Source organism: Klebsiella sp. GG_Kp173 (assembly GCF_040062415.1).
GTDB lineage: Bacteria > Pseudomonadota > Gammaproteobacteria > Enterobacterales > Enterobacteriaceae > Klebsiella > Klebsiella quasipneumoniae.
On record NZ_JBEAFZ010000003.1, the window covers coordinates 29,439 to 53,639 of the forward strand.

22 protein-coding genes are annotated in these 24,201 nt (G+C 63.0%); 10 read left to right on the forward strand and 12 right to left on the reverse strand.

Annotation, left to right across the window (positions count from 1 at the left end):
• Window positions 1-14 precede the first annotated feature (14 nt).
• Window positions 15-1,868 carry a signal peptide peptidase SppA gene (sppA, locus tag ABLU50_RS03565; RefSeq protein ID WP_049117586.1) on the reverse strand — a complete coding sequence of 618 codons (1,854 nt, stop codon included), beginning with the start codon at window positions 1,866-1,868 and terminating at the stop codon, window positions 15-17.
• 166 nt (window positions 1,869-2,034) lie between these two features.
• Here sppA and ABLU50_RS03570 point away from each other — a divergent pair, with 166 nt between their 5' ends.
• Complete coding sequence (locus tag ABLU50_RS03570; protein WP_004176531.1) at window positions 2,035-2,586, forward strand: NAD(P)H nitroreductase; 552 nt, start codon at window positions 2,035-2,037, stop codon at window positions 2,584-2,586.
• A gap of 623 nt (window positions 2,587-3,209) precedes the next feature.
• On the opposite strand, the gene phoC is transcribed toward ABLU50_RS03570, so the two are convergent.
• Window positions 3,210-3,956, reverse strand: a complete 747-nt coding sequence (gene phoC, locus ABLU50_RS03575; protein ID WP_004203793.1) for an acid phosphatase PhoC — start codon at window positions 3,954-3,956, stop codon at window positions 3,210-3,212.
• 225 nt (window positions 3,957-4,181) lie between these two features.
• Between phoC and selD the strand changes: the two genes are divergently transcribed.
• The 3 genes from selD to ABLU50_RS03590 all read left to right on the forward strand — a co-directional run bounded on the left by selD (window position 4,182) and on the right by ABLU50_RS03590 (window position 8,332).
• Window positions 4,182-5,225: a selenide, water dikinase SelD gene (gene selD / locus ABLU50_RS03580; protein WP_023318002.1), complete on the forward strand. Its 1,044-nt coding sequence runs from the start codon at window positions 4,182-4,184 to the stop codon at window positions 5,223-5,225.
• A 4-nt stretch (window positions 5,226-5,229) separates the two neighbouring features.
• Window positions 5,230-7,176: a DNA topoisomerase III gene (locus ABLU50_RS03585; RefSeq protein ID WP_023318003.1), complete on the forward strand. Its 1,947-nt coding sequence runs from the start codon at window positions 5,230-5,232 to the stop codon at window positions 7,174-7,176.
• A 175-nt stretch (window positions 7,177-7,351) separates the two neighbouring features.
• Window positions 7,352-8,332, forward strand: coding sequence for an NAD(P)H-quinone oxidoreductase (locus ABLU50_RS03590; RefSeq protein WP_023318004.1), 981 nt, complete (start codon window positions 7,352-7,354; stop codon window positions 8,330-8,332).
• Window positions 8,333-8,375: 43 nt separating this feature from the next.
• Here the strand turns inward: ABLU50_RS03590 and gdhA are convergent, their stop codons facing one another.
• Both gdhA and ABLU50_RS03600 read right to left on the reverse strand, forming a co-directional pair.
• Window positions 8,376-9,719 (reverse strand): NADP-specific glutamate dehydrogenase, encoded by a 1,344-nt coding sequence (gene gdhA / locus ABLU50_RS03595; protein WP_004203797.1) that lies wholly within the window; start codon window positions 9,717-9,719, stop codon window positions 8,376-8,378.
• 182 nt (window positions 9,720-9,901) lie between these two features.
• Complete coding sequence (locus ABLU50_RS03600; RefSeq protein ID WP_057216769.1) at window positions 9,902-10,312, reverse strand: pyrimidine (deoxy)nucleoside triphosphate diphosphatase; 411 nt, start codon at window positions 10,310-10,312, stop codon at window positions 9,902-9,904.
• Between the two features lie 86 nt (window positions 10,313-10,398).
• On the opposite strand from ABLU50_RS03600, the gene ABLU50_RS03605 reads away from it, so the two are divergent.
• Window positions 10,399-11,013 carry a CDP-alcohol phosphatidyltransferase family protein gene (locus tag ABLU50_RS03605; protein WP_004203800.1) on the forward strand — a complete coding sequence of 205 codons (615 nt, stop codon included), beginning with the start codon at window positions 10,399-10,401 and terminating at the stop codon, window positions 11,011-11,013.
• A 48-nt stretch (window positions 11,014-11,061) separates the two neighbouring features.
• Here the strand turns inward: ABLU50_RS03605 and ABLU50_RS03610 are convergent, their stop codons facing one another.
• From ABLU50_RS03610 to ABLU50_RS03640, 7 genes are all read right to left on the reverse strand, one after another.
• The gene (locus ABLU50_RS03610) at window positions 11,062-12,369 is read right to left on the reverse strand and encodes a sulfurtransferase (RefSeq protein WP_004203802.1); all 1,308 of its coding nucleotides are present in this window, start codon (window positions 12,367-12,369) and stop codon (window positions 11,062-11,064) included.
• A gap of 93 nt (window positions 12,370-12,462) precedes the next feature.
• Entirely contained in the window at window positions 12,463-13,095 is a 633-nt protein-coding gene (locus tag ABLU50_RS03615; RefSeq protein ID WP_004203804.1) for an ATP-binding cassette domain-containing protein, read from the reverse strand.
• A complete protein-coding gene (locus tag ABLU50_RS03620) occupies window positions 13,095-14,630 on the reverse strand; it encodes an ABC transporter permease subunit (protein ID WP_087832791.1) in 1,536 nt (511 codons plus the stop codon). Before ABLU50_RS03620 ends, ABLU50_RS03615 begins: the two co-directional genes overlap by 1 nt.
• Window positions 14,603-15,781: an ABC transporter substrate-binding protein gene (locus ABLU50_RS03625; RefSeq protein ID WP_087832792.1), complete on the reverse strand. Its 1,179-nt coding sequence runs from the start codon at window positions 15,779-15,781 to the stop codon at window positions 14,603-14,605. Before ABLU50_RS03625 ends, ABLU50_RS03620 begins: the two co-directional genes overlap by 28 nt.
• Before the next feature lie 2 nt (window positions 15,782-15,783).
• Window positions 15,784-16,344 carry a carboxymuconolactone decarboxylase family protein gene (locus ABLU50_RS03630; RefSeq protein WP_087832793.1) on the reverse strand — a complete coding sequence of 187 codons (561 nt, stop codon included), beginning with the start codon at window positions 16,342-16,344 and terminating at the stop codon, window positions 15,784-15,786.
• Window positions 16,341-17,051 carry a TVP38/TMEM64 family protein gene (locus ABLU50_RS03635; protein WP_087832794.1) on the reverse strand — a complete coding sequence of 237 codons (711 nt, stop codon included), beginning with the start codon at window positions 17,049-17,051 and terminating at the stop codon, window positions 16,341-16,343. Before ABLU50_RS03635 ends, ABLU50_RS03630 begins: the two co-directional genes overlap by 4 nt.
• Window positions 17,038-17,676 (reverse strand): TVP38/TMEM64 family protein, encoded by a 639-nt coding sequence (locus ABLU50_RS03640; protein ID WP_227502982.1) that lies wholly within the window; start codon window positions 17,674-17,676, stop codon window positions 17,038-17,040. Before ABLU50_RS03640 ends, ABLU50_RS03635 begins: the two co-directional genes overlap by 14 nt.
• Between ABLU50_RS03640 and ABLU50_RS03645 the strand changes: the two genes are divergently transcribed.
• Complete coding sequence (locus ABLU50_RS03645) at window positions 17,608-17,751, forward strand: hypothetical protein (protein WP_022065130.1); 144 nt, start codon at window positions 17,608-17,610, stop codon at window positions 17,749-17,751. The two genes, ABLU50_RS03640 and ABLU50_RS03645, sit on opposite strands and share 69 nt — an antisense overlap.
• Before the next feature lie 156 nt (window positions 17,752-17,907).
• On the opposite strand, the gene xthA is transcribed toward ABLU50_RS03645, so the two are convergent.
• Window positions 17,908-18,714, reverse strand: a complete 807-nt coding sequence (gene xthA / locus ABLU50_RS03650; protein WP_004203811.1) for an exodeoxyribonuclease III — start codon at window positions 18,712-18,714, stop codon at window positions 17,908-17,910.
• 438 nt (window positions 18,715-19,152) lie between these two features.
• On the opposite strand from xthA, the gene ABLU50_RS03655 reads away from it, so the two are divergent.
• Genes ABLU50_RS03655 through astB form a run of 4 tightly spaced genes read left to right on the forward strand, consistent with a single transcriptional unit; the run spans window position 19,153 to window position 24,201 of the window.
• Complete coding sequence (locus tag ABLU50_RS03655; protein ID WP_004203812.1) at window positions 19,153-20,373, forward strand: aspartate aminotransferase family protein; 1,221 nt, start codon at window positions 19,153-19,155, stop codon at window positions 20,371-20,373.
• Window positions 20,370-21,404 (forward strand): arginine N-succinyltransferase, encoded by a 1,035-nt coding sequence (gene astA, locus ABLU50_RS03660; protein WP_023318013.1) that lies wholly within the window; start codon window positions 20,370-20,372, stop codon window positions 21,402-21,404. The genes ABLU50_RS03655 and astA overlap by 4 nt, the downstream gene beginning before the upstream one ends.
• Window positions 21,401-22,879 carry a succinylglutamate-semialdehyde dehydrogenase gene (gene astD / locus ABLU50_RS03665; RefSeq protein WP_087832795.1) on the forward strand — a complete coding sequence of 493 codons (1,479 nt, stop codon included), beginning with the start codon at window positions 21,401-21,403 and terminating at the stop codon, window positions 22,877-22,879. The genes astA and astD overlap by 4 nt, the downstream gene beginning before the upstream one ends.
• Window positions 22,876-24,201, forward strand: coding sequence for an N-succinylarginine dihydrolase (astB, locus tag ABLU50_RS03670; protein ID WP_087832796.1), 1,326 nt, complete (start codon window positions 22,876-22,878; stop codon window positions 24,199-24,201). The genes astD and astB overlap by 4 nt, the downstream gene beginning before the upstream one ends.

A 24,201-nucleotide genomic window follows, 5' to 3' on the forward strand; every position in this document is an offset into this window, starting at 1 on the left:
GCAGCCGCTGCGTATTAACGAATGTTGGCGCAGGTCAGGCAGAAGGCATAGCGGTTCTGTGGGTCGTTGAACGCCGCCAGCTTGTCGCTTTCCGCTTTCACCGTCTCGGCCGCCGCGGCCACCGGCGCAGGCAGCCAGGCCTGAATGGCGGCCGGCAGCGAGGCGCGTACCGAGCCGGTCAGGCTGTCCAGCACCATCGAGAAGAAGGTTGGCTCTTCCTGATAGTAGTTAAGGTGCCAGGTTTTCAGCTTCGCCAGCTCGGCGGCCTTGGCCACCGCGTCGTCGAAATCGCCGAGGCTGTCGACAAGACCGTTGGCTTTGGCATCTTCCCCGGTCCAGACGTGGCCCTGGGCTATCTGGTCGATTTTCTCCGGCGTGCTCTTACGGGCGTTAGCCACCAGGGTGATAAAGCGCTGATAGCCGTTCTCAATGCTCAACTGCATCAGCTGCTGCACTTCCGGCGGCAGCGCTTTGGTGCTGGAGATATCCGCCAGCGGCGACGTGGCGACGCCGTCGGTGTGGACGCCAATCGACCCGAGGGTATTTTCCACGGTGTTGATCACCCCAAAGATGCCAATGGAGCCGGTGAGGGTGCTTGGGTTCGCCACGATGTAATCCGCGGGGGTGGAGATCCAGTAGCCGCCGGACGCCGCCATGCCGCCCATTGAAACGACCACCGGTTTACCCGCGGCTTTGGCTGCCGCCAGCTCTTCACGAATGATTTCCGAGGCGGTCACGCTGCCGCCAGGGCTGTTCACGCGAAGAACGATGGCCTTAATTTTCGGGTCGAGGCGCGCATCGCGAATTTGCGCTGCGGTGGTGTCGCCGCCGACGTTGCCCGGGGTCTCCTCGCCGTCCATGATGGCGCCGTTGGCGAAGATCACCGCGATAGCGGAACCCTGGTCAGACGGCGTCTTCACGTTGTAGTCGTAATAGCTAATCGCCCGATAATTGTTATCCGCTTTGCTCCAGCCAAACTGTTTGGTCAGCGCCTTTTCCACTTCCGTGGAGGTCGCCAGCTCATCCACCAGCTTATTGTCCAGCGCATATTTCGCCGTATCGCCGCCCACTTTACGCAGGCCATCGATAATGCCCTGGGCGCCCGGGAAGAGCTGCTGGGCGGTGATCTGCCGGTTGGCGGCAATGGTGTTGAGGTAGTTCTGCCACAGTTCGCCAATCCAGCGGCTGTCCGCTTCGCGTGCGGCAGGGGACATGTCATCGCGAATGAAAGGCTCGACGGCGGATTTATAGGTGCCGACGCGGAAGACATGGGTGGAGACTTTCAGCTTATCCAGCAGCGACTTGTAATACAGCCCGTTGGTGGCGAAGCCGTGGAGGTCTACCTCGCCCTGCGGCGAGAGCCAGATTTTGTTGGCAAAGCTCGCCAGGTAGTACTGGCCCTGGCTGTAGCTGCTGCCGACGGCATAGACCGGTTTGCCGCTGTCGCGGAATTCGCGCAGCGCTTTACCGATGTACTGCATGGACGGCTGATCGCCGCCGACGAAGTTTTTCAGATCCAGCACAATACCGGTGATATTACGATCATCCTTCGCCTGACGGATGGTCTGCACGATATCGAACAGAGAATTCTCCTGCAAACGGTCCGAGCTGGCGCCAAACAGCTGGCGGCCTATCACGCCGAGTTTGCTGCTGGCGGAAGGTTTATCCACCACCACGCCGGTAATATCCAGGAGCAGCGCGCCGCGGGCGGTATGTTCGCTGGTGGTGCTGCTAAACTGGCTCCAGATGCCGATACACACCAGCACCAGCACCAGGAAGATCGCATTGAGGGCCAGTTTGCGAATAAAGTTGAGTATCCGCCACGTCCATTTAAAAAAGCTGGCAATCAGTCGCCAAAGGGTTCGCATGTCTTCTCCCTAACGTTATCTAAAAATGGGCAGGCCGCAGGGGCCGCCGCGTCTGGCTATCCTAAAGAGTGAGCCGTCGGTTGTCAGCAGGAATCACCGACCGCGCTGTAACAAAATCCTTGTGCATGTTAATTTTATGCAAAATGACATCACAGGAGTTATACAGATGGATGCTCTCGACCTACTGCTTAATCGCCGCAGCGCTTCCCGCCTGGCGGAACCGGCCCCGGCCGGCGAACAGCTGGAAAACATTCTGCGTGCCGGGCTGCGCGCCCCGGATCATGGCACCCTGCAGCCGTGGCGCTTTTTCATTATCGCCGATGACGGCCGCGAACGCTTCAGTCAGCTGCTGGAAAAGGGGGCCAGGGAGGCCGGCCAGGATGAGAAGGGCATAGAGAAAGCCCGCAATGCGCCGTTCCGTGCGCCGCTGATCATTACCGTCGTGGCGCGTTGTGAAGACCACCCGAAGGTGCCGCGCTGGGAGCAGGAGATGTCCGCTGGCTGCGCGGTGATGGCGATGCAAATGGCGGCCCTGGCTCAGGGATTCAACGGCATCTGGCGCAGCGGAGCATTGACCGAGAGCCCGGTGGTGCGCGCCGGTTTCGAGTGCCGCGAGCAGGATAAAATCGTCGGTTTCCTCTATCTGGGCACGCCGCAGCTGAAAGCCTCAACCACCATTGCCCTGCCGGATACCGCGCCGTTTGTGACGCGATTCTGAGTCAGCGGGTGTTATGCCGGGCTGAGGCTTGCGCCTTATCCGGCCTACGTTCGTACGACCTGTCGTTAATTTATTCACTTTTCTTGCTGAAACTGCCGGTGCTGGCGGCCTCAAAATCGCTGAGACGTTCCCGGCAGGCCGGGGCAGCCCGCATGGATGCGGGCTGAGGGCCGTGTTTTGCATGGACGCTGCCTCGGCCCGACCCGAAGCCTGCAGGGATAAGTCGAAGGCACCGCGTAGCGGCGATTTTGCTGGCCGGAGCCCGGGGGTACAGGGGGCGGCGGCGACTGGCCGCCCCCTGTGCGCTCCCGGCGCCATGAGTGACATAACGCAGACGATTAACCGGGAGCGCAAACTACGCTGAAGCCACCGATAACATAAACAACCACACTGCAGTGCTTCCCCTCACCCTGGCCCTCTCCCGGAGGGAGAGGGAACCATCCGGCTGGCCGCGCAAGCGCAGCGCCGCCGGGCGACGGCAGCAAGCTCGGAGCCGCATCTATGCCGGGCGGCGGCTGGCGCCTGACCCGGCCTTCAAACCCTACCATTCGAATCAATCGCGGTTTTTGTCGCCCGGACAAGGCGCGCCAGGCGCCGTATCCGGGAGTTCAACGGCGATGACGTTACTTCTGCGTTTTGGCGAATTCGTCTTTGGCTTTCTGCAACTGCTGCTGGAAGGCCGGGTTGGTGTGCAGCGTGGCGACCACCGCGGAGCCGACGATGCGCGCCGCATCGACATCGCTCTGCCAGTGATAGCCGCAGATCACCCGGCTCTCGCCAAGCTCATAGCCGCGCTTCAAAATTTCGTTCTGCCGCTGCGGGTTGATCTCCGCCAGCACCAGGGCGGTGGCCCAGCCGATGGAGGTATGCCCGGATGGGTAAGAGCCGTTTTTCGCCAGCTTGTCCTGCTCGGTGGTGTTGCAGGTGGAGACGCCGTAGAAGGCAAACGGCCGAATGCGCATATACTTCTCTTTCGCGCCGCGGGTCGCCAGATCGCCGGCGTCTTCAATCATATTGGTCAGCAGCTTATGGAGCTGCGGCGCGTCTTTTTCGGTGATCGGCGAACCAAAGGCGCTGGAGAAGGCGTTAGCCACGCCGCCCGCGCTGAGGTTGGCATCCTCTGCCGCCAGCTTCCCGCGCTCGGTGTTGCGCAGCAGGCGCCCCTGCTCATACATCGCCTGATCGTTTAAGAACGCGATACTGCCCACCGCCGGCGGCGGCGGCAACAGCGCCAGGCTATCGATGGCCTGGGCATTGGTCAGATAGTAGAGATCGGGCTTGGTGGTGACATCGTTACCGGGGGGAACCAGTGCGAAGGCGTTAACGGAGAAAAAACTGGCCAGGCAAAGGGCAAGAACACGCTTTTTCATTAGAATTTCCTTACGTCATAATCATTCCAGAGAAGACAGTCCTGTGTTGTCACATTTCTGTCATCTTTAAGTAAAAGTGAAAATGGTCGGGAAAAAATTGCCGCGTCTCGCAAAAACGGCTTTTTGTCTGCTTAATGAGCAACCATACGCGATTTCAGACTGTCGTACTTACCACCCTGGCGTTTGGGCGCTAACATAGCGGGATTGCAATGACAGGAGATGTCCATGAGCGAGCAAGCCATTCGTTTAACGCAATACAGCCACGGAGCCGGTTGTGGTTGTAAAATTTCCCCGAAAGTGCTGGAAACCATCCTGCATAGCGAGCAGGCGAAGTTCGTCGACCCGAACCTGCTTGTCGGCAACGAAACCAGCGATGATGCCGCCGTTTACGATCTCGGTAATGGCACGTCAATCGTCAGCACCACCGACTTTTTTATGCCGATTGTCGATAATCCGTTCGACTTTGGCCGCATTGCCGCCACCAACGCCATCAGCGATATTTTCGCCATGGGCGGGAAACCGATTATGGCGATTGCCATTCTCGGCTGGCCGATCAACACCCTGGCGCCGGAAATCGCCCGCGAGGTGGTGGAGGGCGGGCGCTTTGCCTGCCAGCAGGCCGGGATCGCGCTGGCGGGCGGCCACTCCATTGACGCCCCGGAACCGATCTTCGGTCTGGCGGTCACCGGCGTGGTGCCCACCGAGCGCATCAAGAAAAACAGCACCGCGCAGGCGGGCTGCAAACTGTATCTCACCAAACCGCTGGGGATCGGCGTGCTGACCACCGCAGAGAAAAAATCGCTGCTCAAGCCGGAGCATCAGGGGCTGGCGACGGAGACCATGTGCCAGATGAACCTCGCTGGCGCCGCGTTTGCCGCTATCGACGGGGTGAAGGCGATGACCGACGTCACCGGCTTTGGCCTGCTCGGCCACCTCAGCGAAGTGTGCCGCGGAGCCGGCGTGCAGGCGCAACTGCGCTATGCCGATATCCCTAAACTGCCGGGGGTGGAGGAGTATATCGCCGCCGGCGCGGTGCCGGGCGGCACCGGGCGCAACTTTGCCAGCTACGGCCATCTGATGGGCGAGATGCCGACGGAGTGGCGCGATCTGCTCTGCGACCCGCAGACCTCCGGCGGTCTGCTGCTGGCGGTGACCCCGGAGGCGGAGGCGGAAGTGCAGGCTGCCGCGGCGGAGTTCGGTATTAAGCTGGCCGCCATCGGCGAGCTGGTGACCGCCCGCGGCGGACGACCCATGATCGAGATCCGTTGATTCGATGCGGTTGTTTATTGCAGAAAAACCGAGTCTCGGTCGGGCTATCGCCGATGTGTTGCCTAAACCGCATCGCAAAGGCGATGGCTTTATTGAGTGCGGCAACGGGCAGGTGGTCACCTGGTGTATCGGTCACCTGCTGGAGCAGGCGCAGCCGGACGTCTATGACAGCCGCTATGCCCGCTGGAATCTCACCGATCTGCCAATTGTGCCGGAGAAATGGCAGCTGCAGCCAAAACCTTCGGTCACCAAACAGCTGAATGTCATCAAGCGCCTGCTCGGCGAGGCCGAGGAGGTTATCCACGCTGGCGACCCCGACCGTGAGGGGCAGCTGCTGGTGGATGAGGTGCTCGACTACCTGCAGCTGGCGCCGGAGAAGCGTCAGCAGGTGCAGCGCTGTCTGATAAACGATCTCAACCCGCAGGCGGTTGAGCGGGCGATCAACCGCCTGCGCGCTAACAGCGAGTTTGTGCCGCTTTGCGTGTCGGCGCTGGCGCGGGCGCGCGCCGACTGGTTGTACGGCATCAATATGACCCGGGCCTATACCCTGCTGGGGCGCAACGCCGGCTATCAGGGGGTGCTCTCCGTGGGGCGGGTGCAGACCCCGGTGCTCGGCCTGGTGGTGCGCCGCGATGAAGAGATTGAAAACTTCGTCGCCAAAGACTTCTTCGATGTCAAAGCGCATATCGTCACGCCGCAGGAGGAGCGCTTTGTCGCGACCTGGGTGCCGAGTGAAGCCTGCGAACCTTACCAGGATGAAGAAGGGCGCCTGCTGCATCGTCCGCTGGCCGAGCACGTGGTTAAGCGTATTGAAGGCCAGCCGGCGCTGGTGACCGGCTATAACGATAAGCGCGATTCCGAACCCGCGCCGCTGCCGTTTTCGCTGTCGGCGCTGCAGATTGAGGCGGCCAAACGTTTCGGCTTCAGCGCGCAAAACGTGCTGGATATCTGCCAGAAGCTGTATGAAACCCACAAGCTCATCACCTATCCGCGTTCGGACAGCCGCTACCTGCCGGAAGAACATTTCGCCGGCCGCCATGCGGTGCTGAATGCGATTGCCGTCCATGCGGCGGATCTGCTGCCGCAGCCGGTGGTGGATCCGGAGATCCGCAACCGCTGCTGGGATGATAAAAAGGTCGACGCGCACCATGCGATTATCCCGACCGCCCGCAGCAGCCAGGTCAAACTCACCGATAACGAAGCGAAGGTCTATACCCTGATCGCCCGCCAGTATCTGATGCAGTTCTGCCCGGACGCGGTGTTCCGTAAATGCCAGATTGACCTCGAGATCGCCAACGGTAAGTTTGTCGCCAAAGCGCGTTTTCTGGCCGAGGCGGGCTGGCGGACGCTGCTTGGCAGCAAAGAGCGCGATGAAGAGAACGACGGCACGCCGCTGCCGGTGGTGGCCAAAGGCGATGAACTGCTGTGCGAGAGGGGCGAAGTGGTGGAGCGCCAGACGCAGCCGCCGCGCCACTTTACCGACGCCACGCTGCTGTCGGCGATGACCGGGATTGCCCGCTTCGTGCAGGATAAAGATCTGAAGAAGATCCTCCGCGCCACCGACGGCCTCGGCACCGAAGCAACCCGCGCCGGGATTATCGAGCTGCTGTTTAAGCGCGGTTTCCTGACTAAAAAGGGGCGCTATATCCACTCCTCGGAGGCCGGAAGGGCGCTGATTCATTCCCTGCCGGAGATGGCCGGTCGACCGGACATGACCGCCCACTGGGAGTCGGTATTGACGCAAATCAGCGAGAAACAGTGCCGCTATCAGGACTTTATGCAGCCGCTGGTGGGCACGCTGTATCAGCTAATCGAGCAGGCGCGCAGCACGCCGGTGCGCCAGTTCCGCGGTCTGGTGGCGCCGGGCGGGGCGAAAAAATCGTTCAGTAAAGGCAAAGGCAAAGCGAAAGGCAAAAAAGCGGCAGAGGATGCCGCGCCGCCGCCGCAATAACCCGCCCGGCGGCCGTGAGGAGGTCATTCCCCACGGCCGCCGTTTCTCCGCCAGACTGGTCAATGGTCTACACTAAACAGCCGGGAAGGGGGGGACGATCGCCCCGCAGAACGGGGGCGCCCATTGCCCTTCCCGATGCCTTGCTTAATTCTCTCACAGGCGATAAGGAGGACCCGTGAAATATATCGCTATCAGCCAACCGGGTGGCCCGGAGGTTTTACAGATCCGCGAAGGTGAGATCCCCACTATCGGGGAGCATGAGGTGCTCATCGAGGTGAAAGCGGCGGGCGTCAACCGGCCGGATATTTTGCAGCGCCAGGGTCTGTATCCCATGCCTGAGGGGGTTACCCCCGTGCCCGGCCTCGAGGTGGCGGGCGTGGTCGTGAAGGTTGGTGCGCAGGTCGCGGCCTTTGCCCCCGGGGATCGCGTCTGCGCGCTGACCAACGGCGGCGGGTATGCCGAATACTGCGCCGTCCCGGCAGGCCAGACGCTGCCGATCCCGGCGGGCCTCAGCTTTAGCGAAGCGGCCGCCATTCCGGAAACCTTCTTCACGGTGTGGGCTAACGTTTTCCAGCTCGGTAAGCTGCAGCCCGGCGAGAGCATTCTGATCCACGGCGGCGCCAGCGGGATTGGCACCACCGCGATCCTGTTGTGTCACGCGCTGGGGATGACCGTCTATGCCACCGTCGGCCAGGACGAAAAAATTGCCGCGCTGCGGCCCTACGCCACGGCGATCAACTACAAAACCGAAGATTTCGCTGAGAAAATTCATCAGCTGACCAACGATGAAGGGGTGGATGTCATTCTGGATATCGTGGGCGGCCCTTACTTTAACCGCAACCTGGGGCTGCTGAAAAAGGACGGGCGGCTGGTCATCATCGGCTTTATGGGCGGGCGAATGGCCCATGAGGTCGACATTCAGACCCTGATGCTCAAGCGGGCCACCGTCACCGGCTCCACCATGCGCGGCCGGACGGCGGCGGAGAAACAGGAGATTGCCGAGGCGCTGCGGCGCCACGTCTGGCCGCTGCTTGAGGCTGGGAAATGCAAGCCGATGATCTACGCCAGCTACCCGATGGCGGAAATTGCCGAGGCGCATGCCTGTCTGGACAGTGGTCAGCATCTGGGGAAAGTGGTGATCACGATGACATCGTGAGAGACATCCCGGCGGGCAGCCGCCGGGATGGTGTAAGGGGAGGTTAAATCACGCCCTGGGCCAGCATGGCGTCCGCCACCTTGACGAAACCAGCGATATTGGCGCCGCGCACGTAGTTGGTCTGCTTCGCTTCACCGCCGTACTGCACGCAGGCATGGTGGATATCCAGCATGATGTGATGCAGACGGGCATCCACTTTTTCCGCTTTCCAGCCCATGCGCGCGGCGTTCTGCGCCATCTCCAGACCGGACGTCGCCACGCCGCCGGCGTTGGCCGCTTTGCCCGGGGCAAACAGCACGCCAGCTTCAAGGAACAGATCGGTCGCGGCGATGGTGGTTGGCATGTTGGCGCCTTCCGCCACGGCCTTCACACCGTTGGCAATCAGCTGGCGAGCGGCGTCGGCATCCAGTTCGTTCTGGGTGGCGCAAGGCAGAGCGATATCCACCGGCACTGACCACGGCTGCTGGCCTTCGAGATAGGTGAGGCCAAATTCGCGGGCGTAGTCGGCCACCCGGCCGTGGGCACGCTCTTTGATGTCGATCAGGCGGGCCAGTTTTTCTTTGGTGAAGCCCGCTTCGTCAACGACGGTGCCGTTGGAGTCGGAGGCGGTGACCACCCGCGCGCCAAGCTCCATCGCTTTCTCAATGGCGTATTGCGCGACGTTGCCGGAGCCGGAAACCGCCACGCGAGCGCCTTCGAAGCCGAGGCCGTGACGTTTGAGCATCGCTTCGGTGAAGTAGATCAGGCCGTAACCGGTGGCTTCCGGACGGATCAAGCTGCCGCCGAATGAGAGGCCTTTACCGGTGAAGACGCAGGCGCTGTTGTTGGAGAGCTTACGCATCATTCCGGCCATAAAGCCGACCTCGCGGCCGCCGACGCCGATATCGCCCGCCGGTACGTCGGTATCCGGGCCCAGATGGCGATAAAGCTCGGTCATCAGCGCCTGGCAGAAGCGCATCACTTCGCCATCGCTCTTGCCTTTAGGATCGAAATCGCTGCCGCCTTTCCCGCCACCCATCGGCAGCGTGGTCAGGGCGTTTTTGAAGGTCTGCTCGAAGCCAAGGAATTTGAGAATCGACAGGTTTACCGACGGGTGGAAGCGCATTCCGCCCTTATACGGGCCGATGGCCGAGTTGAACTGCACGCGCCACGCGCGGTTGACCTGGACCTGATTGCGGTCGTCCACCCACACCACGCGGAACTGGATCACGCGCTCCGGTTCCACCAGACGTTCCAGCAAAGCAAGCTGACGATAGCGCGGATTTTCCTCAAGGAAAGGCCACAGGGTGGTCATGACCTCCCGGACGGCTTGAGCAAATTCGGTTTGATGAGGATCGCGCTGTTGAACGCGGGTGAGAAAGCCTTCCAGAGTGCACGTCTGATCCATAGATATAAGTTCCCCTTATGGTTGTGGTTGCATGTATTTATTATGATTCGGTCCTTGAAAAAACCGATTTTCCGACTATAACACCGCTAATCCTTAGGCAAGCAAGGAAAAATTAAGCCGTCAGCAAAATTTATAATTGCCCGCCCGTCATAACTAAAAACGATGACGAGGCGGCGAGCGGATCAGCGGAGGGAAAGGGACGGGCGCTGAGCGATAAAGGCGTGCAGGAGGGGGATATCGGCCGGGGCGAGATCGAGGGTTAAGGCGTCGGCAGGAAGGCACCAGCGCAGCTGGCTGTGATAGTGGGCCAGCGGCACGCCCTGAAAATCCGGCACCCACCAGGCGTGCAGATGGATCTGACGACCGGAGACTTCCCGCTGATGGCTGGCGATATAGCATGCCGGGTGGGCGATGATGCCCATTTCCTCCTGCAGTTCCCGGGTCAGCGCCTGCGGTTGGCTTTCACCTGGCTCCACTTTGCCGCCGGCGAACTCCCACATTCCCGGCTGGTCGGCGTGGGGCGGGCGCTGCGCCAGCAGAATTTTGCCATCCTGTTCAATAATGGCGGCGACAACTTCAATCATTTTTAGCATAAGCATCAACGTTAATAAGGCCAAACTGGCCTATTATCACCGCCATAGACCTTCACTGACAACCGCCAACTCTGCTGGAGACCCTCGTGCTTGATAGCCACCTGCATCCTCGCCTCAAACCCCTGCTTAACGCTGTCGCCGGCGCGCTTGACCGCCCGGGTATTTCACCAGACAGGCTGACGCTGCTCGGGTTTGCCATCGGCGTGCTGGCTCTGCCATTTCTGGCATTAGGGTGGTATGGCGCGGCGCTGGCGGCCATTCTTCTCAACCGCCTGCTGGACGGCCTGGACGGCGCCCTGGCGCGGCGGCGCGGGCTGAGCGACGCCGGCGGTTTTCTCGATATCTCACTGGATTTTCTCTTCTATGCCCTGGTGCCGTTCGGTTTTATCCTGGCGGATCCGCAGAATAACGCTCTGGCGGGCGGCTGGCTGCTGTTTGCCTTTATCGGCACCGGCAGCAGCTTTCTCGCCTTTGCCGCGCTGGCGGCAAAGCACCAGATCGCCAATCCCGGCTATGCCCATAAATCGCTGCACTACCTCGGGGGGCTGACGGAGGGGACGGAAACCATCCTGCTGTTTGTCCTCAGCTGCCTGTTTCCGGCACATTTTGCCTGGCTGGCGTGGCTGTTTGGCGCGCTATGCTGGCTGACGACGGCGACGCGTATCGCCAGCGGCTACCAGACATTAAAGCGGGTGGCGTGAGCGGGAAAGCGCGCGTCGCCGGCTGGGGACGCGCGCTGGTGGGGTGTGTTACTGACTGCTTTCCGGGCCGCGCTCGCCGCGGGCGACCGGATTGTGCGGGTTGCTGCTCCATTCGTACCAGCCGCCGTCATAGACAGCGACGTGCGGCCAGCCCATGGCCCGGGCATACATGAAGGTTTCCGAGGCCCGCCAGCCGGTCCCGCAATAGAACGCCACCTGCTGGTTCGGCAGGATGTTCCACTGGCGCCACAGGGCAGCGATATCGTCGGCGCTGCGCATGGTGCCGTCCGGGTTATGGAAGTCTTCCATGTGCGTGGAGTCGCTTCCGGCATGGCCCCAGCGGGCGCCGGCGATGTCGCCCTTCGGTTTGATATAGCTGTAGCCGCTGGTTGTGCCGATAAACTCCGGCCACGAGCGGACGCTGACCAGCGAGGCGTCCTGACGGTGGAGCAGGCCGCGGGCCTGCTCGGTATCCAGCATCAGCTGCGGCTGGCCGGGGATCGGCGCGCCAAAATCTGGCGCCGGCTGCGGCGTCGGCGGCATGCCGCGCTCCACCGGCAGACCGGCGTCGGACCAGGTCTGCCAGCCGCCGTCCAGCAGGCGCACGTCTTTGACGCCGGCGTACAGCATGATCTGCGCCACACGCGCCGCGGCGTAAACGTCGCGACCGTAGAGGATCACCGTGGTGTCATGGCGGATGCCGTGCTTCGCCAGCATCGCCTTCAGCTGCGCATCGGACACTTTATTCCACAGCGGTTCGCTCTCCACCTCATTGGTATCGATATAGCCCGCACCCGGGATATGGCTCAGCAGATAGAGCTTCGGCGCCCCCCAGGCGGCCTCAACTACTTTCCAGTCACCGGCCGGGGCGGCGGCCACGCTTTTCCCTTGCTGCAGGTCGTGCAGCCATTGCGGATAAACCAGCTGTTCAAAGTGCGGCAGCTTTTGCAGACGGTCTCCCTGGCTCAGGGCGTCGCTCAGGGTGTTGAGCCGGGTGAAGCCCGCTTGTTTCAGTCGCGCCGCGACGCTGGCGTTATCCTCAGGACTGCCGTACAGCGCGAGGGGGGTATCGGCCTGGAGCTGGTGCTGCTTAGCCCAGCCGCGGAGCTGCTCGTCGCTCATGGCGCCGAGCCAGCGGGCGGAAAGATTCAGCGCCTGCGGCTCATGCCCTTCCGGGCCGTTGGCGCGCTGCGGCCAGCCGTTGTAATAAGCGCTCAGGCGGGTGTCGATGGCCACGCCGTGCTGCTGTTGCAGGTGGGAAAGAGTGAGCGCTGGCATGGTTTCAGCGGCGAAGGTGGTGGAAGCAGCAAGCCCCATGAACAGGGCGAGTGCGGTCAATTGAGAAACACGTTTCATCGAAATGCCCGACGGTAAAAAGTGGAGGGCGTATTCTCCGCTTGCCAGGCGTTGATTTCTTTGCGGTAACGCAGGTTTGCACGCTATTGCTCTTCATTGCCAGCGCTCCATCGTCAGGCAGCGCCCCGTCGGCGGACAGTCCTCGCGATCGTGGGTCACCAGGATCGCCGGAATGGCCTGGCGGGCCAGTTCCTCAAATACCCAGCGGCGGAACGCGGCGCGCAGGGCGGCATCCAGGCGGCTGAAGGGTTCATCCAGCAGCAGCGCCTCGGGGCGCGCCAGCAGGGCGCGCAGCAGACTCACCCGCGCCCGCTGTCCGCCGGAGAGCGTGGCCGGGTCGCGCGCGGCGAAGCCATGCAGCCCGGCGCGACTGAGCGCCTGCTCCACCGCGGCTTTTCGCGCCTCGCCGCGCACGCTTTCCGGTAGCGCCAGCTGTAAATTTTGCCCGACGCTGAAATGGTCGAACAGCAACGGGTCCTGAAACAGGATGCCGATGCGCCGGCGCTCCGTGGGCAGCGTATCGCACCGCCGCCCGTTGAGCCACAGCTCGCCCTCGGCGCGGAAGTCGCCGGCCAGGGCGCCAATCATCCACGCAAACAGCGTCGATTTTCCGCTGCCGGAAGGGCCCATCAGCGTCAGCACTTCACCCGGGGCCACCGAAAAGTCGACCTCCCGCAGCAGCGGCTGACGGTTCACGCTCAGGGTCAGATGGTTTACGGTTAGCACTAGCGAAGTCCTCGTCGATAGCGGCCTGCCAGCCAGGCCAGCAGGGCCGTCAGGATAAAGCATACCGCCGGCAGCAGTAATTGCCACAGCGCCTGGGCGGCAAGCGTCTGCGCCTCGCCGCCGCTGCTGAGCGCCACCGCCTGGCTGGTGAGCGTCGGGATACGGCCTGCCCCCAGCCATAGCGTTGGCAGATACTGCGCGATGCTCACCGAGAAGCCCACCGCCAGGGCGGTCAGCAGCGGGCGGGTCAGCGAGGGCAGAGTCAACAGCCAGAAAATACGCGTGGGTCCCCAGCCGAGCGTGCGGGCGATCACCGTCATCCGCGGATCGCGCTGGCGCCAGGCCGGGCGCAAAATAAATAGCATCCACGGCACCACCCACAGCAGATGGCCCCACAGGACGGTCCACCATTCGCCGTCTAGCCAGGCGTACAGCGCCAGCCGGTACTGGCCATCGGCCAGCGGCAGGGCCGGCAGCACCAGCGGCAGCCAGACCCAGCCATCTCCCCGCTTCGGGCCGCAGGCCAGCCACAGCAGGCAGACGGCCGCGCCGAGGGCGCAAGCCATCAGCGCGAGGCCAAGGCTGTTGCCCAGGGCATCCATCTGCGGCGGCGCCGAGCGCGCCAGCCACGCCAGCAATAGCGCGCACAGCAGGCCGCTCAGCGGCAGGGCACTCGCCAGCAGGCGGCCGGGCAGGGCGTGGGGATGGGGATGCCGAATGCCGCGCAGATCGGGCAGACGCCGACGCTGTAGCCGCCATCCGCCCCAGGCGACCAGCGCCAGCCCGCCGAGGATCGCCAGCAGCAGCAGGTTGGCCAGCGCCCCTTTCGCCTGCTGCATGTCATCGCCCTGGCTTAACCACTGCCACGCCAGCACGGCGAGGGTGGGCGGATTGCCGGGCCCCAGCACCAGGGCGACGTCTACCGTCGACAGGCTCCAGGCCGCGGCGGCCAGCAGCACCATGCCGAGGGCGGGCAGCAGCGCAGGCAGCACCAGCCAGCGCAGGCACTGCCAGCGGCCGTAACCGAGGCTCTTTAGCGCTGTCGCCTGGTCGGCGAGGCGCGCCTCCCCCAGCAGGCCGTAGATCACCCACAGCACAAAGGCGCTCTCTTTGAGGGCCATCGTCAGGCCAAGCCCGATGCCGTACCGGTCGACCGGCGGCGTCAAAAACGGCAGCCGCTGCCAGATCCAGCCGCCTTCGGCGAACAGCAGCAGCGCCGCCGTCGCCAGGGCAAGATGGGGCACCGCCAGCAGCAAAGGCAGGCGGGAAGCCAGCCGCCGCCAGCGGGCCGAAGGCCAGAGAGCGGCGACGATGGTCAGGGCGATCAGTAGCGCACCGCCGACCGACAGCAGCGTGGAAACAAGGGTGGCGGCCAGCGCCTGGCCCAGCTGCGGATCGGCGAACAGCGCCCGCCAGTGGGCCGGGGAGAGCGCCGGCCACACCAGCCCTGCGGCGGCGGGGAATAAGGGCAGATAGATCGCCGCCATCGTCCCCCAGGCCAGCAGGATCAGTGGGTACCGTAGCGGCGCAGCCATTCCTGCTCCAGCGCGTCAACCCACGCCGCATGTGGCTCGGCAAGCACCGGCGGCAGATCCTGCGGCAGGGTGGCCGCCAGCGCCTGACGCTGTTTGTCAGGCAGACGCTGCGGGTCCAGTACGCTTGGATCGCCCCAGACGGCGGCATCCGCCTTGCGCAATTGCGCCTCAGGGGAAAGCAGGAAATTGGCGACCACTTTGGCCGCGGCGACGGCGCGTGCGTTGGCCGGGATGGTAACGAAATGGACGTTGCCGAGGGTCCCTCCGGTAAAGCCGAAGCTGTAGCTGTCCGCCGGTAACTCCCCGCTGACGGCCTTCTGGCGGGCATGGAGCGGGTTAAACGTCAGCGACAGGCGGAGGGTGCCCTGGTTGAACATGGCGTCCATCCGCGCCGGCGACGCCGGGAAATCCTTACCCGCCCGCCACAGCGTCGGGTGCAGCGCATCGAGATAGCGCCACAGCGGGGCGGTGACCGCCGAGAAGGTCGCCGTCTCCGGCGGCTGGCGCAGGGCGGCAGGCTGGTCGGTGAGGGCGATCAGCAGCTGCTCCAGCAGGGCGGTACCCGTAAAGTCCGGCGGCCGCGGGTAGGTCACGCTGCCGGGATGGGCTCTGGCGAAGGCCAGCAGCGCCTGCGGGCTGGTGGGTGGCTGCGGCGTTTGCCCGCGGCGGGCGATAAACGTCAACTGGGCGCTGCCCCACGGCGACTCCGCGCCCTCGGTGGCGACAGAAAAATCTTCCTGAACCGGTTTTTGCAGATCGACATAGCGCCAGTTGGGCAGCGATTCTGCCCAGCCGGTGAGCAGCAGGTTGGCCTGTTTTAGGGTGTGAAAGTTCTCGCCGTTGATCCACAGGAGATCCACCGACCCGCCGCGGCGACGGCCGGCCTGCGCCTCAGTCTGGATGCGTTTCACCGCGTCGGCGGCATCGGCGATAGGGACAATACGCAGGTCGATCGCGTAGTGGCGTTTGACCTCCTCGCTGACCCACGCCAGATAGCGGTTGACGGCCGGGTCTCCACCCCAGGCGTTAAACCAGACGGTCTGGCCGCGGGCTTCCGTCTGGGTCTGCCGCCAGCTGTCGTCGGCTTGAACCACCAGCGGCCAGAGCAGCAGCAGGCACAGACAGAGGCTGAAATCACGCAAACGGCGCATCGTTACTCCTTATGGTGCGGGGAAGAACCAGGTATCTTGCACAGCCCCTGGGCAGGGATCGCCATCGCGGCATTGAACCGCGCCGATAAATTTTGCAGGCCAATCAGGGCGGTCAGCTCGGTGAGCACCCGGGCGTCAAAATGCGCGGCCATCGCGCTACGCAGGGCATCATCCACCGCCGGGGGCGTCTGGGTGGCGGCTTCGGCATAGGCCAGCGCCAGACGCTCTTTTTCGCTGAACAGCTTACTGCTGCGCCAGTCGGCGACCGCCAGCAGATTGTCCTGGCTCCCGCTCCGCGCCGCGAGGGTCATGCTGGTGATATCGATGCAGAATTCGCAGTGGCACAGCTGGGCGATGCGGGCGCTGACCAGCGAGCGCAACACCGGATCCAACGGTGAGCGGCGGCGTTCAATATAGCCCACGAACAGCGAAACCAGGTAAAACAGCCACGGGATCCGTCCCCACCAGCGAATGGGGCTCAGCACCTGGCCGTAATGCCGGCGGTGCAGCCAGGCCTGCGGACGAAGGATCAGGGGGACAGTATCCAGCGGGGGTAAGCTCATGGCGACGATCTCTTATGACGTTCACGGTAAATATTTTTGGCGATGGAGATGGCCACCGCCAGGGCCAAAAGCAGCGAAAGGCCGGTGGCCAGCCAGAAAGCGCCTCCGGTCAGCAGGCTCCCGGCCCAGGAATAGACGATGGTCGCCGGCAGCTGGCCCACGCCGGTGGCCAGCATAAAGGGCCAGAAGCGCAGCGAGGTCAGTCCGGCGGCATAGCTGACCGGATCAAAAGGGACAAACGGCAGCAGGCGGCAGACCAGGATCGTCTGCGCGCCATAGCGGGCGAAATAGCCGTCGACGCTGCGCAGCACCGTGCGGCCGGTGAGCTTCTCCACCATCTCGCGCCCCAGCGCTCTGGCGATGCAAAAGCAGAGCCCGGCCCCGACCATGGCGCTGAACCACGACAGCATGCCTCCCCAGAAGGCGCCGAACAGCGCGGCGTTCGCGAGGGTGATCAGGAAGGCCGGCAGCGGGGCGACGATCGCCTGGAGGATCATTAGCGCAAAAGAGACCAGCGCCGCCTGCGTCCCCCAGGCGGCGATAAAGTCTTTGACATACTGGGGATCCAGCGACGCTAACGCCGTCAGGCTGTGTTGCAGAAAGGCTCGCCCGTCGGGGAACCACAGCCAGGCGGTCAGCCCGGCGACAGCCACCACGGCAAGGGCCAGCCTGGCGCGGCGCAGGTGACGGCGATCAGGTCGGGTCATGGCGCACCTCCTCGCCGGGCGTTGCCACACGGCGGGCGCGGGCAAACCGTTTGCCCATCTGCACCAGGGCAAACAGCAGCCCGCCGGCGAGGCTCAACTTGAGCGCGAAAGCGAGGGTCGCTCCTTCGCGGGCCAGTTCGCTGGCCATCACCGAATAGATGACCAGGCCCGGCAGGGTGGCCACGGCGGAGATCAGAGTAAAAGGCCAGAAGGGGATCGCCGTCAGGCCGTAGGCGTAATTCTGAATGTTGTAGGGAAAGAGTGGCACCAGGCGGGTGAGGATCAGGAAATCGCTGCCGCTGCGGGCGATACCGCGCTCAATGGCCTGGAAGACGGCGGTATGGCCTACATAGCGCTGCAGCAGATCGCGCCCCAGCCAGCGGGCGATCAAAAACGACAACGAAGAGGCGACGGTGGCGGCGGCAAACGAGAGCAGAGAGCCGGTCAGCGGGCCGAAAAGCACCCCGCCGGCGATCACCAGCAGGCTGCCGGGGATCAGGCACAGGGTGGCAGTGATAAATAGCGCAACATAGACCAGATAGCTCCAGGCGCCATGATGGCGGAGGGTCTCCTGCAACAGATGCAGGTGAGTCAGCAGATCGTGGAGACCAGCGCGGTGGCTGATAACGGCCAGCGTGGCCGCCAGCGCGAGAAGTACCAGCCCTTTACCAATGGCCGGATGATGGCTTCTTTTTCATGAAGGGGTCTCCTGTACAGCCTGGACGCGGTGGACGTCAAAAAGTGCGCGCGACAGTATCCTGTTCCGACGACGGTCACAATGGTTTACCGTCGCTTTGTTGATTTTGCTCAGGAAATTCTGCCCCCCGCGCGGCGGGAGGCGAGAGAAGGACGTGACTTACGGCCGGAAGGTGGCCCACACCGGCGCGTGGTCTGATGGTTTTTCCATCCCGCGGATCTCATAATCGATCCCGGTCTCCACGCAGCGCTGGGCCAGAGGCTGACTGGCCAGCAGCAGGTCGATGCGCAGCCCACGGTTATCGTCAAAGCCTTTGGAGCGGTAATCAAACCACGAGAAGTGCTCATGATTGTCAGGGTTAGCCTGACGCCAGGTATCTACCAGGCCCCAGCCCAGCAGGCGATCCATCCATTCCCGTTCTTCCGGCAGGAAGGAACATTTGCCGGTGCGCAGCCAGCGTTTGCGGTTCTCTTCACCGATACCGATGTCGAGATCGGTAGGGCTGATGTTCATATCGCCCATGATCAGTACCGGATTCTCTTTGTTGAGCTCGCTCTCCAGGTAGTTCTGCAGATTCTGATAGAACGCCGCTTTGGCCGGGAATTTGGTCTCATGATCGCGGCTTTCACCCTGCGGGAAATAACCGTTAATCACCGTGACGTTACCGAAGGGCGACGGGATCTCCGCCATGATGATGCGGCGCTGAGCCTCTTCGCCATCGTTAGGGAAACCGCGGCGGACGGCAATCGGCGTCTCTTTGGTCAGCAGCGCGACGCCATAATGGCCTTTCTGGCCGTGATAAAAGACGTTATAGCCGAGTCTGGCGACCTCTTCGAGAGGGAACATGTCGTCGTGAACTTTGGTTTCCTGCAGGCCAATCACGTCCGGCTGGTGTTTTTCGACGATGGCGGCCAGTTGGTGTGGGCGGGCGCGCAGGCCGTTGATATTAAAAGAGACGAATTTCATAGTCGCTGCCACTGTGCAAGGTGAATAGTGCAGGGATGGTAGCAGAAATTCGCCAGGCTGGCTGCCATCCGATGCGTCATTCTGCCAATCGCTGCGCATGATCGTGCCGTGGGTGCCCCTTTTGCGGGCACGCCGCGCCAAAAAAGGGCAAATATCTACGATAAATTTCGCAGAAGATCACAATTACAGAATTATATCTTACCGTTGCATAATTTATCTTCTTTAATCACTGTTCATCCTCCTTTATCGGATAGTTATTCACTAAATATGCATTTTATATGAATAGCGTTAGGTTGTAACTCGTTGATATTGCGTTATCTCATCCGGTTTATGCATTTTTATCGCTGGCTGGCACGAACCGTGCAATCTACATTTACAGCGTAATAACTCATATTTATTAACATTATTGCTACTTTTAATTTACCGGAAGAGGTCGATATGTCTCAGTCAATTACGCGTAACCACTTTGATGAATGGATGATGCCGGTCTACGCGCCAGCGGCGTTTATTCCGGTGCGGGGCGCCGGGTCGCGGCTGTGGGATCAGCAGGGCAAAGAGTATATCGATTTTGCCGGCGGCATCGCCGTGAACGCGCTGGGGCATGCGCATCCGCGTCTGGTGCAGGCCCTCACCGAGCAGGCGGGCAAGTTCTGGCATACCGGCAACGGCTATACGAATGAGCCGATCCTGCGGCTGGCCAAAATGCTTATTGATGCCACTTTCGCCGACCGGGTCTTCTTCTGTAACTCCGGGGCCGAGGCCAATGAGGCGGCGCTCAAGCTGGCGCGTAAATATGCCCACGATCGCTTTGGCAGCGAGAAAAGCGGCATCGTCGCCTTCCAGAACGCTTTCCACGGGCGGACGCTGTTCACCGTTTCGGCGGGCGGTCAGCCAGCCTACTCCCGGGATTTTGCCCCGCTGCCGCCGCAGATCCAGCATGCGGTGTTTAACGATCTCGAGTCAGCAAAGGCCTTGATCAATGACCAAACCTGCGCGGTGATCGTCGAGCCGGTGCAGGGTGAAGGGGGCGTGGTGCCGGCCAGCGTCGAGTTTTTACGCGGCCTGCGTCAGCTTTGCGACCAGCACAACGCCCTGCTGATTTTCGATGAAGTGCAGACTGGGGTCGGGCGCACCGGCGAGCTGTACGCCTATATGCACTACGGCGTGACGCCCGATGTGCTGACTACCGCCAAAGCGCTGGGCGGCGGCTTCCCCATCGGCGCGCTGCTGGCCACAGAGGCCTGCGCCAGCGTGATGACCGTCGGCACCCACGGCACCACCTACGGCGGCAACCCGCTGGCGGGGGCGGTGGCCGGCGAGCTGCTGTCGATCGTCAACACTCCGGAAGTGCTCTCCGGCGTCAGACAGCGCCATCAGTGGTTTTGCGAACGTCTGCAGGCGATCAACGCCCGCTATGGCCTGTTCAAGGAGATCCGCGGCCTGGGGCTGTTGCTCGGCTGCGTGCTGAACGACGCCTGGGCCGGGAAGGCGAAAGCCCTCAGCAACCTGGCGGCGGAAGAGGGGGTGATGATCTTGATCGCCGGCGCCAACGTGGTGCGTTTCGCTCCGGCGCTGAACGTCAGTGAAGAAGAGGTGAACAGCGGTCTGGATCGCGTCGAGCGGGCCTGCGCACGTTTCCTGGCGGGAGTCTCATCATGATGGTTATTCGACCGGTGGAGCCGGGCGATCTGCCCGGGCTGCTGAAGCTGGCAGCGGAGACCGGCGGCGGGCTGACCTCGCTGCCGGTGGATGAAGCGACCCTCGCGGCGCGGATCGCCCGCTCGCAGCAAACCTGGCGCGGCGAGCTGCCGAAAAGCGAGCAGGGCTATGTCTTTGTGCTGGAGGAGAGCGAGAGCGGCACGGTGGTGGGCATCTGCGCGATAGAGGTGGCGGTGGGCCTCAACGATCCCTGGTACAACTACCGGGTCGGCACTCAGGTCCATGCCTCGAAGGAGCTTAACGTCTACCAGGCGCTGCCGACGCTGTTTCTCAGCAACGACCACACCGGCAGCAGTGAGCTGTGCACCCTGTTCCTCGACCCGCAGTGGCGCAAAGAGGGCAATGGCTATCTGCTGTCGAAATCGCGCTTCTTATTTATGGCCGCTTTTCGCGAGCGCTTCAATGAGAAGGTGGTCGCCGAGATGCGCGGGGTGATTGACGAACACGGCTATTCCCCGTTCTGGGAGAGCCTGGGCAAACGCTTTTTCGCCATGGAGTTTTCCCGCGCCGACTACCTGTGCGGCACCGGACAAAAGGCTTTCATTGCCGCCCTGATGCCCAAGCATCCGCTGTATATCGATTTCCTCACCCCCGAGGCGCAGGCGGTGATCGGCAAGGTCCATCCGCAGACCGCCCCGGCCCGGACGGTGCTGGAGAAAGAGGGATTCCGCTACCTGAACTACATCGATATTTTCGACGGAGGCCCGACCCTGGAGTGCGATATCGACCGGGTGCGGGCGATCCGCAAAAGCCGTCTGGTGACCACCGAGGCCGGCGAAACGCCACCCGGCGACTGGCCGTTGTGCCTCGTGGCGAACGAACAGTATCACCAGTTCCGCGCCCTGCTGGTGCATGCCGACCCGGATGGCGACACCCTGACCCTCAGCGCCCGCGAGCTGGATATGCTGAAGTGTCATGCTGGCGACCAGGTGCGCATGGTGCGCTTGATCCCTGAGGAGAAAACCGCATGAGTCTGTGGATTAACGGCGAATGGCGGCCCGGCGATGGGCCGCGCTTCAGCAAACAGGATCCGGTCAACCTGAAGATTGTCTGGCAGGGCGAGGCGGCGGATGCCGGGCAGGTTGCCGAGGCGGTCGCGGCTGCCCGCCAGGCGTTCCCGGCCTGGGCGCGGCTGCCGTTTGCCGACCGCCAGGCCATCGTCGAAAAGTTTGCCAGCCTGCTGGAGGCCAGCAAGGCGGAGCTGACGGCGATTATCGGCGCCGAGACCGGAAAGCCGCGTTGGGAGGCGGCCGGGGAAGTGACGGCGATGATCAACAAGGTGGCGATCTCGGTGAAGGCGTATCACACCCGCACTGGTGAACAGCACAGCGATCTGCCCGATGGCGCCGCGACGTTGCGTCACCGGCCGCATGGCGTGCTGTCGGTCTTTGGTCCCTATAACTTTCCCGGCCATCTGCCGAACGGGCATATCGTGCCGGCGTTGCTGGCGGGCAATACCGTGGTATTTAAACCCAGCGAATTAACCCCGCACAGCGGCGAAGCGGTGGTGAAGCTGTGGGAGCAAGCTGGCCTGCCCGCCGGCGTGCTCAACCTGCTGCAGGGCGGTCGGGAAACCGGCGAGGCGCTCAGCGGCCAGGCGGACATCGATGGGCTGCTGTTTACCGGCAGCTCGACCACCGGTTTTCATCTGCATCGCCAGCTGGCCGGGCAGCCGCAAAAGATCCTCGCGCTGGAGATGGGCGGCAATAATCCGCTGATCGTTGACGACCCACGGGACGTCGATGCCGCGGTGCATCTGACCATCCAGTCCGCCTTTATTACCGCCGGCCAGCGCTGCACCTGCGCCCGACGTCTGCTGGTCCGGCGCGGAGAGGCGGGGGATGCCTTCCTCTCCAGGCTGGTAACGGTCAGCCAACGGCTGATCCCCGCGGCGTGGGACGCTGAGCCGCAGCCGTTTCTCGGCGGGCTTATCTCTGAACAGGCCGCGCAGAAAGTGCATCAGGCCTGGCTGCAGCGGGTCGCTACTGGCGCGGTCACCCTGCTGGAGCCGCGGTTATTGCAGGCCGGGACGTCGCTGCTGACGCCGGGGATTGTCAACATGAGCGACATGGCCCAGGTCGAGGATGAAGAGGTGTTCGGCCCGCTGCTTGGGGTCTGGCGCTACGATACTTTCGAAGAGGCGATTGCCTTGGCCAACGCCACCCGCTTCGGCCTCTCCTGCGGGTTAATCTCCCCGGAACGAGAGAAGTTCGATCGGCTGCTGCTTGAGGCACGGGCCGGGATAGTCAACTGGAACAAACCCCTGACCGGGGCGGCGAGTACCGCGCCGTTCGGCGGCACCGGAGCCTCAGGCAATCATCGCCCCGGGGCCTGGTATGCCGCAGATTATTGCGCCTGGCCGATGGCCAGTCTCGAATCGCCGACCCTGACGCTGCCCGCCAGTCTCAATCCGGGGCTCGACTTCCGGGCCGGGGAGGCGTTATGACCGCCCGCGAAGTCAACTTTGACGGTCTGCCCGGACTGACCCATCACTACGCAGGGCTCTCCTTTGGCAATGAGGCCTCCACCCGGCACCGCTATCAGGTGTCGAATCCGCAGCTGGCGGCGAAGCAGGGGCTGAAAAAAATGAAAGCCCTTGCCGACGCCGGCTATCCGCAGGCGGTGATCCCCCCTCAGGAACGACCCAACGTGCCGCTCCTGCGTCAGCTGGGCTTTAGCGGCAGCGATGAGCAGGTGGTGGCCCGTGCGGCCCAGCAGGATCCGGATCTGTTGTCGGCGGTGAGTTCGGCCTCGGCGATGTGGGTGGCGAACGCCGCGACCGTCTGTCCCTCCGCCGATTCGCTGGATGGCCTGGTGCACCTGACGGTGGCGAATCTGCAGGATAAATTCCACCGCGCCAGTGAAGCCCCCACCACCGGGGCGCTGCTGCAGGCGATATTCCCGGACCGCACGCGATTTGCCATCCACCCGGCGCTGCCTGCCTCTGCCTGGTTTGGCGACGAAGGGGCGGCGAACCATAACCGTCTCGGCGGCGAATATGGCGCCCCCGGCGTCCAGCTATTTGTCTATGGCCGCCGTCGGGGAAGCGAGGAGGCGCCACGTCGCTATCCGGCGCGGCAAACCCTTGAGGCAAGCCAGGCGGTGGCGCGCCTCAATCAGGTCAATCCCCGCCAGCTGATCTTCGCCCGCCAGCATCCGGCGGCGATCGACAAGGGGGTTTTTCATAACGACGTCATCGCGGTGAGCAACCGTCAGGTCCTGTTCTGCCATGAGCAGGCCTTTGCCGACCAGGACGCGGTTTTGCAGCAGCTTGCGCAGCAGGTGCCGGGCTTTACCCCGTTGGTGGTTCCCGCCAGCCGGGTCACGGTGGAAGAGGCGGTTGCTACATATCTGTTCAACAGTCAGCTGTTGAGCCGGGCGGACGGCAGCATGGCGCTGATCCTGCCCCAGGAAGCCCAGGCGCATCCGGGCGTGTGGAACTATCTTAATGAGCTGCTGGCCGCAGATAACCCCATCGCCGCGCTGCAGGTGTTTGATCTGCGCGAGAGTATGGCCAACGGCGGCGGTCCGGCGTGCCTGCGCCTGCGGGTGGTGTTGACGGCCGAGGAGTATCAGGCGGTCAATCCGCACGTCCTGATGAACGATACGCTGTTTGCCGCCCTCAATGACTGGGTGGATCGCTACTATCGCGACCGCCTCACCCAGGCCGACCTCGCCGACCCACAGCTGCTGCGGGAAGGGCGCGATGCGCTGGATCGGTTGACCCAGATCCTGCAGCTCGGTTCGGTTTATCCATTTCAGCAATAA

Bases quoted from the DNA above. Each gene is read 5' to 3' on its own strand.
- ABLU50_RS03625 (WP_087832792.1), bottom strand. From the start codon at position 15,781: ATGCGCCGTTTGCGTGATTTCAGCCTCTGTCTGTGCCTGCTGCTGCTC.
- astD (WP_087832795.1), top strand. From the start codon at position 21,401: ATGAGTCTGTGGATTAACGGCGAATGGCGGCCCGGCGATGGGCCGCGC.
- ABLU50_RS03620 (WP_087832791.1), bottom strand. From the start codon at position 14,630: ATGGCTGCGCCGCTACGGTACCCACTGATCCTGCTGGCCTGGGGGACG.
- ABLU50_RS03600 (WP_057216769.1), bottom strand. From the start codon at position 10,312: ATGCTAAAAATGATTGAAGTTGTCGCCGCCATTATTGAACAGGATGGC.
- ABLU50_RS03655 (WP_004203812.1), top strand. From the start codon at position 19,153: ATGTCTCAGTCAATTACGCGTAACCACTTTGATGAATGGATGATGCCG.
- xthA (WP_004203811.1), bottom strand. From the start codon at position 18,714: ATGAAATTCGTCTCTTTTAATATCAACGGCCTGCGCGCCCGCCCACAC.
- sppA (WP_049117586.1), bottom strand. From the start codon at position 1,868: ATGCGAACCCTTTGGCGACTGATTGCCAGCTTTTTTAAATGGACGTGG.
- ABLU50_RS03635 (WP_087832794.1), bottom strand. From the start codon at position 17,051: ATGACCCGACCTGATCGCCGTCACCTGCGCCGCGCCAGGCTGGCCCTT.
- gdhA (WP_004203797.1), bottom strand. From the start codon at position 9,719: ATGGATCAGACGTGCACTCTGGAAGGCTTTCTCACCCGCGTTCAACAG.
- selD (WP_023318002.1), top strand. From the start codon at position 4,182: ATGAGCGAGCAAGCCATTCGTTTAACGCAATACAGCCACGGAGCCGGT.
- astB (WP_087832796.1), top strand. From the start codon at position 22,876: ATGACCGCCCGCGAAGTCAACTTTGACGGTCTGCCCGGACTGACCCAT.
- phoC (WP_004203793.1), bottom strand. From the start codon at position 3,956: ATGAAAAAGCGTGTTCTTGCCCTTTGCCTGGCCAGTTTTTTCTCCGTT.
- ABLU50_RS03570 (WP_004176531.1), top strand. From the start codon at position 2,035: ATGGATGCTCTCGACCTACTGCTTAATCGCCGCAGCGCTTCCCGCCTG.
- ABLU50_RS03645 (WP_022065130.1), top strand. From the start codon at position 17,608: ATGGCGGAGGGTCTCCTGCAACAGATGCAGGTGAGTCAGCAGATCGTG.
- astA (WP_023318013.1), top strand. From the start codon at position 20,370: ATGATGGTTATTCGACCGGTGGAGCCGGGCGATCTGCCCGGGCTGCTG.
- ABLU50_RS03610 (WP_004203802.1), bottom strand. From the start codon at position 12,369: ATGAAACGTGTTTCTCAATTGACCGCACTCGCCCTGTTCATGGGGCTT.
- ABLU50_RS03585 (WP_023318003.1), top strand. From the start codon at position 5,230: ATGCGGTTGTTTATTGCAGAAAAACCGAGTCTCGGTCGGGCTATCGCC.
- ABLU50_RS03630 (WP_087832793.1), bottom strand. From the start codon at position 16,344: ATGAGCTTACCCCCGCTGGATACTGTCCCCCTGATCCTTCGTCCGCAG.